Origin of the sequence: Pseudomonas sp. O39 (assembly GCF_045447295.1) — a bacterium.
Taxonomy (GTDB): domain Bacteria; phylum Pseudomonadota; class Gammaproteobacteria; order Pseudomonadales; family Pseudomonadaceae; genus Aquipseudomonas; species Aquipseudomonas antarctica_A.
Genome location: NZ_JBJGXV010000021.1, coordinates 1 through 11,383 on the forward strand (window position 1 = coordinate 1; position 11,383 = coordinate 11,383).

9 protein-coding genes are annotated in these 11,383 nt (G+C 55.7%); 5 read left to right on the plus strand and 4 right to left on the minus strand.

Annotated features, from left to right (window positions below; translation table 11 throughout):
- Positions 1 to 330 precede the first annotated feature (330 nt).
- The 4 genes from gyrB to dnaA are packed head-to-tail and all read right to left on the minus strand — an operon-like array spanning position 331 to position 6,539.
- Entirely contained in the window at positions 331 to 2,748 is a 2,418-nt protein-coding gene (gyrB, locus tag ACI77D_RS22415) for a DNA topoisomerase (ATP-hydrolyzing) subunit B (protein ID WP_064449987.1), read from the minus strand.
- A gap of 4 nt (positions 2,749 to 2,752) precedes the next feature.
- Positions 2,753 to 3,856 carry a DNA replication/repair protein RecF gene (gene recF / locus ACI77D_RS22420; protein ID WP_064449986.1) on the minus strand — a complete coding sequence of 368 codons (1,104 nt, stop codon included), beginning with the start codon at positions 3,854 to 3,856 and terminating at the stop codon, positions 2,753 to 2,755.
- Positions 3,857 to 3,876: 20 nt separating this feature from the next.
- Positions 3,877 to 4,980 carry a DNA polymerase III subunit beta gene (dnaN, locus tag ACI77D_RS22425; RefSeq protein ID WP_053258802.1) on the minus strand — a complete coding sequence of 368 codons (1,104 nt, stop codon included), beginning with the start codon at positions 4,978 to 4,980 and terminating at the stop codon, positions 3,877 to 3,879.
- 38 nt (positions 4,981 to 5,018) lie between these two features.
- On the minus strand, positions 5,019 to 6,539 hold the full coding sequence (gene dnaA, locus ACI77D_RS22430) for a chromosomal replication initiator protein DnaA (protein ID WP_064449985.1): 1,521 nt from the start codon (positions 6,537 to 6,539) through the stop codon (positions 5,019 to 5,021).
- Between the two features lie 585 nt (positions 6,540 to 7,124).
- Between dnaA and rpmH the strand changes: the two genes are divergently transcribed.
- The 5 genes from rpmH to mnmE all read left to right on the plus strand — a co-directional run bounded on the left by rpmH (position 7,125) and on the right by mnmE (position 11,050).
- On the plus strand, positions 7,125 to 7,259 hold the full coding sequence (gene rpmH, locus ACI77D_RS22435) for a 50S ribosomal protein L34 (protein ID WP_003213577.1): 135 nt from the start codon (positions 7,125 to 7,127) through the stop codon (positions 7,257 to 7,259).
- 16 nt (positions 7,260 to 7,275) lie between these two features.
- Positions 7,276 to 7,680: a ribonuclease P protein component gene (rnpA, locus tag ACI77D_RS22440; RefSeq protein ID WP_026013533.1), complete on the plus strand. Its 405-nt coding sequence runs from the start codon at positions 7,276 to 7,278 to the stop codon at positions 7,678 to 7,680.
- Complete coding sequence (yidD, locus tag ACI77D_RS22445; protein WP_073636650.1) at positions 7,673 to 7,918, plus strand: membrane protein insertion efficiency factor YidD; 246 nt, start codon at positions 7,673 to 7,675, stop codon at positions 7,916 to 7,918. The genes rnpA and yidD overlap by 8 nt, the downstream gene beginning before the upstream one ends.
- A gap of 2 nt (positions 7,919 to 7,920) precedes the next feature.
- The gene (yidC, locus tag ACI77D_RS22450) at positions 7,921 to 9,600 is read left to right on the plus strand and encodes a membrane protein insertase YidC (RefSeq protein ID WP_064454828.1); all 1,680 of its coding nucleotides are present in this window, start codon (positions 7,921 to 7,923) and stop codon (positions 9,598 to 9,600) included.
- Between the two features lie 79 nt (positions 9,601 to 9,679).
- The gene (mnmE, locus tag ACI77D_RS22455; protein WP_407017517.1) at positions 9,680 to 11,050 is read left to right on the plus strand and encodes a tRNA uridine-5-carboxymethylaminomethyl(34) synthesis GTPase MnmE; all 1,371 of its coding nucleotides are present in this window, start codon (positions 9,680 to 9,682) and stop codon (positions 11,048 to 11,050) included.
- Positions 11,051 to 11,383: the final 333 nt, after the last annotated feature.

Below are 11,383 nucleotides of genomic sequence, written 5' to 3' on the forward strand. Positions count from 1 at the left end.
ATCTCAACCGAGGCGCGCATTCTACAGCACCTCACCAGCTAACACACTTAAAATTTTATGATCTTTTAATAAAATCAAATACTTAAGTAGCAACTTTGTTCAAGTTGCTCGTTAGCGGGAGGCGAATAATACAGTATTAGAATACGTGGTCAACCCCCCATCTAAAAATTATTTTCCCATGCTAAAAAGCCTGCTGTCGTTAGAAACGTCCCAAGACCTTGGCAGCAAATAATGCGGGCAAAAAAAAGCCCGCTGTCCGCGGGCCTTCTTCGCATGGTCGGCATATCAGTGGTGATTAGCCGAACCACTATTCAGTGCACCTACACCTGATCAGAAGTCCAGGTTGGACACCGCCAAGGCATTGCTCTCGATGAAGTCACGGCGAGGTTCGACCGCATCACCCATCAGGGTGTTGAAGATCTGGTCTGCGCCAATGGCGTCTTCGATGGTCACGCGCAGCATGCGACGCTGAGCTGGATCCATGGTGGTTTCCCACAACTGATCAGGGTTCATCTCGCCCAGACCTTTGTATCGCTGAATGGTGTGACGCTTGGTGCTTTCCGCCATCAGCCAGTCCAAGGCTTCCTTGAACTCCTTGACCGCTTTCTTACGCTCGCCACGTTGAATATAAGCACCATCATCCAGCAGAGTGCTCAACTGCGCGCCAAGGGTCACGACCGTCTTGTAGTCATTACTGCCGAAGAAGTCGCGGTTGAAGGTGACGTAATTCGACAGGCCGTGGGAGATCAACTCGACCTCTGGCAGCCACACATTACGTTCACGGTCTTCACGCAGACTGGCTTTGTACACCAGGCCGGACTTCTCAACAGTGCGCAGGCGTACTTCGTACTGAGCCAGCCAATCTTGCATCGCTGCATGATCACCCAACTGCTCCAGACTTACGGCCGGCAGATAGATGAAGTGCTCGGTCAGTTCCTGAGGGTACAGGCGCGACAGACGCTTAAGGGTCTTCATCACCATGCGGAAGTCGTTAACCAGACGCTCCAACGCCTCACCCGAGATACCCGGGGCTTCGTCGTTCAAGTGCAGGCTGGCATCTTCCAGGGCCGACTGCGTCATGTACTCTTCCATGGCGTCGTCGTCTTTGATGTACTGCTCTTGCTTGCCTTTTTTCACTTTGTACAAAGGCGGCTGCGCGATATAGATGTAGCCACGCTCGATCAACTCAGGCAACTGACGGAAGAAGAACGTCAGCAGCAAGGTACGGATGTGCGAACCGTCGACGTCAGCATCGGTCATGATGATGATGTTGTGGTAGCGCAGCTTGTCGATGTTGTACTCGTCACGGCCAATACCGCAGCCCAACGCCGTGATCAAGGTGCCAACTTCCTGGGAGGAAATCATCTTGTCGAAGCGGGCCTTCTCGACGTTGAGAATCTTACCTTTCAACGGCAGGATCGCCTGGGTGCGACGGTTACGACCCTGCTTGGCGGAACCGCCAGCAGAGTCACCTTCCACCAGGTATAGCTCGGAGAGGGCGGGGTCCTTCTCCTGGCAGTCAGCCAGCTTGCCTGGCAAGCCAGCAATGTCCAGCGCACCTTTACGACGGGTCATCTCACGGGCTTTACGCGCCGCTTCGCGAGCACGTGCAGCGTCGATCATCTTGCCGACAACCAACTTGGCTTCGTTCGGGTTCTCCAGCAGGAAGTCGGAGAAGTACTTACCCATCTCCTGTTCCACGGCGGTCTTCACTTCGGAAGAGACCAGCTTGTCTTTGGTCTGGGAGCTGAACTTAGGATCCGGCACTTTTACCGAGATAATCGCGGTCAGGCCTTCACGCGCATCGTCACCGGTGGTGGCGACTTTGTGCTTCTTGGCCAAGCCTTCGGCTTCGATGTAGGTGTTCAGGTTACGCGTCAGTGCGGAACGGAAACCCACCAAGTGAGTACCGCCGTCGCGCTGTGGAATGTTGTTGGTGAAGCACAACAGGTTCTCGTTGAAGCTGTCGTTCCACTGCAGGGCGATTTCCACGCCGATGCCGTCTTCACGCTGGATGTTGAAGTGGAACACCTGGTTGACCGCAGTCTTGTTGGTGTTCAGGTACTCAACGAACGCACGCAGGCCGCCTTCGTACTTGAACAGTTCTTCCTTGCCGCTGCGCTCGTCCTTGAGGACGATACCCACACCGGAGTTGAGGAAGGACAATTCACGAATACGCTTGGCCAGGATGTCCCAGCTGAAGTGGATATTCTTGAAGGTTTCGTCAGAAGGTTTGAAGTGGATCTGTGTACCGGTAGATTCACTGTCGCCGACGATTTTCATCGGCTCCTGTGGCACACCATGCACGTAGGTCTGTTCCCAAATCTTGCCACTACGGCGAACGGTCAGGATCAGCTCTTCAGACAGAGCGTTCACTACCGACACGCCTACACCGTGCAAACCGCCGGAGACTTTATAAGAGTTGTCGTCGAACTTACCGCCGGCGTGCAGCACGGTCATGATGACCTCAGCCGCCGAAACGCCTTCTTCTTTGTGCACATCGACCGGAATGCCGCGACCGTTGTCGCGCACCGTGATGGACTCATCCGGGTGGATGATAATGCTGATGTCGTCGCAGTGACCGGCCAAAGCTTCGTCGATGGAGTTGTCGACCACCTCGAACACCATGTGGTGCAGACCGCTACCATCATCGGTGTCGCCGATGTACATACCGGGACGTTTGCGTACGGCATCCAAACCTTTCAGCACTTTAATGCTGGTCGAGTCGTACGTGTTTTCTTCGCTCATGCCTTCACTCCCGATGGTCGTGGGTCTGGGTGATACGGCCCTGTTCCACGTGGAACAAAGCGACTGGCGTTTCCGTCTGCCAGCCTTCCCTCAATAATTCGTGGTCTACACAGGTGATAAACACCTGGCAGCGTAAGTCTTCCAACAAGCGGCATAACGCGCGGCGGTGTTGTTCGTCTAGTTCAGACGGCAAATCATCCACCAGATAAATACACTGGCCGCGCCGGGCTTGGCTAACCAAATGCCCTTGGGCAATCCGCAGCGCACACACCACCAACTTCTGCTGACCACGGGACAAGATATCCGCGGCATTATGTGCGCCTAGTCTAAGGCGCAAATCAGCCCGTTGGGGCCCCGCCTGGGTATGGCCAATCTGCTGGTCCCGTTGCAAGGACGTGGCGAGCACTGCGCTCAGTTCACGTTCTTTATCCCAACCACGGTAGTAGCTCAGCGTCAGCCCTTCGAGATCCAACAACTCACTCAAGGTCTGCTCAAAGACTGGTTTCAAGGCTTTGATATAGGCGCGGCGGTATTCATCTATTTCGTCGCTGGCCAGGCACAGTTCCCGGTCCCAGGCCGCTTGCGAAGCGGCGTCAAGTGTACCATGCCGCAGCCACGAGTTCCGCTGCCGCAGGGCCTTCTGCAGGCGCTGCCAAGTGGCCATGAACCGCGGTTCCACATGGAATACTCCCCAATCGAGGAACTGCCTGCGGATTTTCGGCGCACCTTCCAGAAGGCGGAAACTGTCAGGGTTGATCAGCTGCAGTGGCAGAATTTCGGCGAGTTGCGCGGCACTACGGGCATTTTGCCCGTCGATGCGAATTTGAAACTCCCCCTGGCGATCACGAGATATCCCCAGGCTGCTGTGCCCTCCTTCGGCCAATTCGACTTGGCCAAACACCGTGCACGCCAATTGCTCGTACTGAATCACCGGCAACAAGCGAGCGCTGCGAAAGGAGCGTGCCAGGCCCAACAAGTGAATGGCCTCCAGCACACTGGTTTTGCCACTGCCGTTGGCGCCGTGGAGGATATTGATGCGGGGTGATGGGGAGAAGGTCACCGGGTGCAGATTGCGCACCGCGGTGACCGAGACGCGACTAAGGGACATCTAGCTTCTGCTGAGCATGGTTACAGGCGCATCGGCATAACAACGTAAGCCGAGTCGTCGTTGTCGGATTCCTGCACCAGGGCGCTGCTGTTAGAGTCCGACAGAATCAGGCGAACCTGTTCGGTGGTCATCACACCCAGTACGTCCAGCAGGTAGCTCACGTTAAAGCCGATTTCCAGCGAGCCGCCGTTGTAGTCGACACCCACTTCTTCTTCAGCCTCTTCCTGCTCCGGGTTATTGGCCTGAATTTTCAGCTGGCCGTTGGCCAGTTGCAGGCGAATACCACGGTACTTTTCGTTCGACAGAATCGCAGTACGGCTGAACGCTTCACGCAGGGCCTGACGATCACCAATCACCAGCTTGTCGCCACCTTTAGGCAGCACGCGCTCGTAATCCGGGAATTTGCCGTCAACCAGCTTAGAGGTGAAGGTGAATTCGCCGGTGGTGGCGCGGATGTGGTGCTGACCCAGGACGATGCTGACATTGCCATCCGGCTCGGTGAGCAAACGCGCGAGCTCAAGAATACCTTTACGCGGCACGATCACCTGGTGACGGTCCGGCTGACCGATATCGGCCTTCATCGAGCACATGGCCAGACGGTGACCGTCGGTGGCAACAGCGCGGATAATGCCTTCCGATACTTCCAGCAACATACCGTTGAGGTAGTAACGCACGTCCTGCTGGGCCATGGCGAAGCTGGTGCGCTCGATCAAACGGCGCAGCTTGCTTTGCTCCAGGCTGCAGGTCAGCGAGCCCGGGCCCTCTTCCACCGTTGGGAAGTCGTTGGCAGGCAACGTCGACAGGGTGAAACGGCTGCGACCGGCCTTGACCACCAGCTTCTGCTCATCAACCTTGATGTCGATCAGCGCGTCGTTGGGCAGGCTCTTGCAGATGTCCATCAGCTTGCGCGCCGGCACAGTGATCTCGCCCGGTTCAGCAGGCTCTTCCAATTGAACACGGCCAACCAGTTCGACTTCCAGGTCGGTACCGGTCAAGGACAATTGCTGGCCTTCGACCACCAGCAATACGTTGGAGAGCACCGGCAAGGTCTGTCGGCGCTCGACGACGCCTGCGACCAGTTGCAGGGGTTTCAACAGGGCTTCGCGTTGAATGGTGAAATGCATGGTCTAGTCCCTTGCCTTAATAAGCTGCGCTGGTGTCATCAAGTAGTCAGTGTACGCAGCAGGTTCTTGTAGTCCTCGCGAATATCCGCGTCGGATTCCTTAAGTTCGTTGATCTTGCGGCACGCGTGCAAGACCGTGGTGTGGTCGCGACCGCCAAACACATCACCGATTTCCGGCAGGCTGTGGTTGGTCAGCTCTTTAGAGAGCGCCATGGCCACCTGACGAGGACGTGCCACCGAGCGCGAGCGGCGCTTGGAGAGCAGGTCGGAAATCTTGATCTTGTAGTACTCAGCCACGGTGCGCTGGATGTTATCCACACTCACCAACTTGTCTTGCAGTGCCAGCAGGTCTTTCAGGGATTCACGAATCAACTCGATGGTGATGTCGCGACCCATGAAGTGCGAGTGAGCAATGACCCGCTTGAGCGCGCCTTCCAACTCACGCACGTTGGAGCGAATGCGTTGAGCGATGAAGAAAGCGGCATCGTGGGGCAGATCGACTTTCGCCTGGTCGGCCTTTTTCATCAGGATCGCGACACGGGTTTCCAGCTCCGGCGGCTCTACCGCAACGGTCAGGCCCCAGCCAAAGCGCGACTTCAAACGCTCTTCCAGGCCTTCGATTTCCTTCGGATAACGGTCACTGGTCAAGATGACCTGTTGGCCACCTTCGAGCAAAGCGTTAAAGGTGTGGAAAAACTCTTCCTGGGACCGTTCCTTACGCGCGAAGAATTGAATGTCATCGATCAGCAAGGCATCAACCGAGCGATAGAAACGCTTGAACTCGTTGATTGCATTGAGCTGCAAAGCCTTGACCATGTCAGCCACGAAGCGCTCCGAGTGCAGGTACACGACCTTGGCATTCGGGTTCTTCTTTAACAGGTGGTTACCCACAGCATGCATCAAGTGCGTCTTACCCAAGCCAACGCCACCATAAAGGAAGAGCGGGTTGTAACCATGCTTGGGGTTATCGGCCACCTGCCAGGCTGCCGCCCGGGCCAACTGGTTGGATTTACCTTCGACGAAGTTTTCGAAGGTGAAAGTACGGTTCAAGTAACTGGTGTGCTTGAGCGCACCTTCTACCTGGACGGTGCGCTGTTCCGCGCGGACCGGAGCTTGCTGAGAGCTGGCACCGGCCATGGGATCAAAGCTGTCGCGGGACGGCTCTTCATTTATAGGTGCGTTTTTCTGTGACGCCGATTTTGAAGGCGTCTGGGCGACCGGTGCTGATGAGTTATTAACAGGTGCCACTGCTGCCTGAGCCTGAGAGGCACTCGTGGCCAACGGCGCATTCGGCGCAGCACGCGGTGCAGAGCTTCGTTTGCTGCCTATTAATAAGGAAAGCACAGGCGCGCGGCCATTACCGTGCTCATCGAGCAATTCGAGAACGCGGCTCAGGTACTTCTCGTTGACCCAGTCGAGAACAAAACGATTCGGCGCGTAGACACGCAACTCGTCGCCTTCGGCTTCGACCTGTAGCGGACGGATCCAGGTGTTGAATTGCTGGGCAGGCAGCTCTTCGCGCAAAAGCTCCACGCACTGCTGCCAAAGTTCCACTGACACGGATATCCCCTAAGTTGAAAGCCGGTGAGGCAAAAACAGCCGCCATTGTAGCGGCCAGTCGCCTACTTATCCACACGTAGGTTGCTCACAGGGCACCCAAAATCAATGCGTTAAGCGTAAAAAAGCCGACCAATGGTCTGTGCATAAGCTCTGTGGATAAGCGCACCTAAGCTCGTTGTACAAGTGGGGTCGAAAGTCTGTGGGTAACTGGCCTGTGGATAAAACCCCATTCCACACACAGCTTATCCGACAGCGCAGCACAGGCAGAGCACCGTTTCTCCCCCGAGTTGTCATTCTCTGTACATCAGGTGGAATGTGGCCTTAAGGCAGTTATCCACAGAAGATCGCTCCCCTAGCTTTTATAAGCTTTACAGAAAAGCTTTAAATAACTTCCTTCTTTATTTTTATATCTATGGCACTGCTCATGAAAGCCGAGCGAACAGAAACGTGCTGATGGACCAGAAGAATCTAATTAAAGGAAAAGCTGGTTGGAAATTGACCTAGAGGCTTGCTTTCTCTAGAATCGCCGGTCTCTTAAAACGGGGGCCATTCCGGCCCGTTGTGGACGAACCAGGTAACAACGCCATGAAACGTACTTTCCAACCAAGCACCATCAAACGCGCCCGTACTCACGGCTTCCGTGCTCGCATGGCTACCAAGAACGGCCGTGCTGTCCTGTCGCGTCGCCGCGCCAAAGGTCGTGCGCGTCTGGCAGTTTGATAATCCGGTACTGGTGGTGAGTCAGGACTTCAGTCGGGAAAAGCGTCTGCTTACACCCCGGCACTTCAAGGCAGTCTTTGACTCCCCCACCGGCAAGGTTCCGGGGAAAAATCTCCTGCTCCTTGCGCGTAACAACGATCTGGATCACCCCCGTCTCGGGTTGGTGATTGGCAAGAAGAGCGTAAAGCTCTCCGTTGAGCGCAATCGCCTCAAGCGTCTGATGCGCGAATCGTTTCGCCTCCACCAGGACACTCTGGTTGGTTGGGATATTGTTATCGTCGCGCGCAAAGGCTTGGGGGATGTAGAAAACCCCGAATTGATTCAGCATTTCGGCAAGCTCTGGAAACGTTTGGCGCGTACTAACAAGCCAGCACCAGCAGTCAGCACCGAAACTGTAGGGGTAGACAGCACCAATGCGTAAACTGGCCCTCGTTCCGATCCAGTTTTACCGTTATGCCATTAGTCCTCTGATGGCCGACCACTGTCGTTTCTACCCCAGTTGTTCCTGCTACGCGTTAGAGGCCATAGAAAATCATGGTCTTCTGCGCGGTGGCTGGCTGGCCTTTCGTCGTTTAGGCCGCTGTCATCCGTGGAATCCCGGTGGTTTCGACCCGGTTCCACCTATCCCTACCTCCCGTTCTTCTTCGATGGCCGAGTAATCATGGATATTAAACGCACGATCCTGATCGTCGCCCTGGCAATCGTGTCCTACGTCATGGTTCTTAAGTGGAACCAGGACTACGGCCAAGCTGCCCTGCCGACTCAGAATGTTGCTACCAATCAGGCTGCGCCGGCTATTCCGGACACCCCGTTGGGTAACAATGCGTCCGCGAGTGCCGATGTTCCCAGCGCGAATGGCGAGACAAGCGCCCCTCTAGAAACGCCAGTGGTCACCAACAAAGACCTCATCCACGTGAAAACGGATGTGCTCGACCTGGCTATCGACCCACAAGGTGGTGATATCGCGCAGTTGAAACTGCCGCTGTATCCACGTCGCCAAGACCATCCAGATGTTCCGTTCCAACTGTTCGATAACGGTGGTGAACGTACTTATCTGGCACAAAGTGGCCTGACCGGCACTGACGGTCCGGATGCTCGTGCTACCGGTCGTCCGGTTTATTCGACCGAACAGAAGACTTATCAACTGGCTGATGGCCAGAACCAGCTGAATGTCGACCTGAAATTCAGTCAGGACGGCGTCAACTACATCAAGCGTTTCAGTTTCACCCGTGGTTTGTACGATTTGAAGGTCACTTACCTGATCGACAACGAAAGCGCCAAACCGTGGACGGGCAACCTGTTTGCCCAGCTCAAGCGTGACAACAGTGCCGATCCTTCTTCCAGCACCGCCACCGGCACCGCGACTTACCTGGGCGCCGCCCTATGGACAAGTAGCGAGCCGTACAAAAAAGTGTCGATGAAAGACATCGACAAGGGCGCGCTGAAAGAAACAGTCCAAGGTGGATGGGTCGCCTGGTTGCAGCACTACTTCGTGACCGCATGGATCCCGAACAAGGGTGAAGCCAACCTGGTTCAAACCCGCAAAGACAGCCAAGGCAACTACATCATTGGTTTTACTGGCCCGGCGTTGACCGTCGCTCCAGGTGCCAAGGCCGAAACCAGCGCCACTCTGTATGCCGGCCCGAAAAGTCAGGCCGTGCTGAAAGAGTTGTCCCCAGGTCTGGAACTGACTGTGGACTACGGCATTCTGTGGTTCATTGCCCAGCCAATCTTCTGGTTGCTGCAACATATCCACAGCATCGTCGGTAACTGGGGCTTCTCGATCATCTTGCTGACCATGCTGATCAAAGGGATCTTCTTCCCTCTGTCGGCAGCCAGCTACAAGTCGATGGCGCGTATGCGTGCCGTGGCTCCGAAACTGGCCGCTCTGAAAGAGCAACATGGCGATGATCGGCAGAAAATGTCGCAGGCCATGATGGAGCTGTACAAGAAAGAGAAGATCAACCCGCTGGGTGGATGCTTGCCGATTCTGGTGCAGATGCCGGTGTTCCTGTCGCTGTACTGGGTACTCCTGGAAAGCGTGGAAATGCGCCAGGCTCCGTTCATGCTGTGGATAACTGACCTGTCGATCAAAGACCCGTTCTTTATCCTGCCGATCATCATGGGCGCAACCATGTTTATCCAGCAGCGCTTGAACCCGACTCCGCCGGACCCGATGCAAGCCAAGGTAATGAAAATGATGCCAATCATCTTCACCTTCTTCTTCCTGTGGTTCCCAGCAGGTCTGGTGCTGTACTGGGTGGTCAACAACTGCCTGTCGATCTCTCAACAGTGGTACATCACACGTAAAATTGAAGCGGCTACCAAAGCTGCGGCATAATTTACTGTGTGGATAACCACTCAAGACGCCCCCTAGTGGGGCGTTTTGCTTTCCGTCACTTTTGTTCTGGAACCTGCTGATGAGCGCTCCTCGTGAAACCATCGCCGCTGTCGCTACCGCTCAAGGTCGTGGCGGTGTGGGTATCGTTCGAATTTCCGGGCCCCTCGCCAGCGTGGCAGCCCAGGCCATCAGCGGCCGCGAGTTGAAACCCCGATACGCTCACTACGGCCCATTTCTGGATGCCGATCACACGGTGCTGGATGAAGGCCTGGCCCTGTATTTTCCTGGGCCAAATTCCTTCACGGGTGAGGATGTACTGGAGTTACAAGGCCACGGCGGCCCGGTTGTATTGGATATGTTGCTACAGCGCTGCCTGCAGTTAGGTTGCCGCCTGGCTCGTCCGGGAGAGTTCAGCGAGCGGGCATTTCTCAACGATAAGCTTGACCTGGCCCAGGCCGAAGCGATTGCTGACCTTATCGAGGCCAGTTCTGCACAAGCGGCGCGCAATGCGCTGCGCTCGCTGCAGGGGGCTTTTTCCATGCGTGTGCACAACCTGACCGAGCAACTGATCAGCTTGCGCATCTACGTTGAAGCAGCCATTGATTTCCCGGAGGAGGAAATCGACTTCCTCGCCGATGGCCATGTCCTGGCAATGCTCGATAAAGTTCGTGATGAGTTATCCACAGTGCTGCGTGAAGCCGGACAAGGCGCATTACTGCGTGACGGCATGACGGTAGTGATTGCCGGTCGTCCGAATGCGGGCAAGTCCAGCCTGCTGAATGCCCTGGCAGGTCGTGAAGCCGCCATCGTTACCGAAATTGCCGGCACCACCCGGGATATATTGCGTGAACATATCCACATCGATGGCATGCCGCTGCACGTGGTTGATACCGCCGGCTTACGCGATACCGATGACCAGGTGGAAAAGATCGGCGTGGAACGCGCACTCAAGGCCATCGGCGAAGCGGATCGGGTGCTGCTGATGGTGGATGCCACGGCGCCGGAGGCCTTGGATCCTTTTGCCTTGTGGCCGGAATTCCTTGAGCAGCGACCTGACCCGGCCAAAGTGACCTTGATCCGCAACAAGGCGGATCTGACTGGCGAAGCCATCGCCATGGAAACCAGCGAAGATGGCCACGTCACCATCAGCCTGAGTGCCAAGTCGGCCGGCGACGGCCTGGAGTTGTTGCGCGATCATCTCAAGGCCTGCATGGGCTATGAGCAGACCTCGGAAAGCAGCTTCAGTGCACGCCGCAGGCACCTGGAGGCGCTGCGTCATGCCAGCGTGGCGTTGGAGCACGGTCGGGCTCAGCTGACGTTGGCGGGCGCAGGAGAGCTGCTGGCTGAGGATTTACGTCAGGCGCAGCAGATGCTGGGCGAAATTACCGGTGCATTCAGCTCCGATGATCTTCTGGGAAGGATCTTTTCCAGCTTCTGCATCGGTAAATAACCCTTCGTTGTCCACAGACAGGCCATTCGCGCCTGTCTGTTTCGCCCGCTCCAGGGCATTTCATTCCATCTTTTGATTCACCACTGTGCCTATGGCGGCTTTTGTGTGGGCGCTATTTGGCCATGTGGGCAAATTTCTGTGGATTAAGCCCTGTGAATAACCGCCCTTGTGCCCGGTTGATAACAGGGCTTGAAACCTGAGTAAAAACCTCCTTGTGGATAACCACCTGTTTAATCCACAGGCTTAAAGCACTTATCCAAGGGCCTCATTGGCACATGACCACAGACTTTTGAATCTCTGTACACATTGTAAATAAAGGCCTGTAGAGATCTA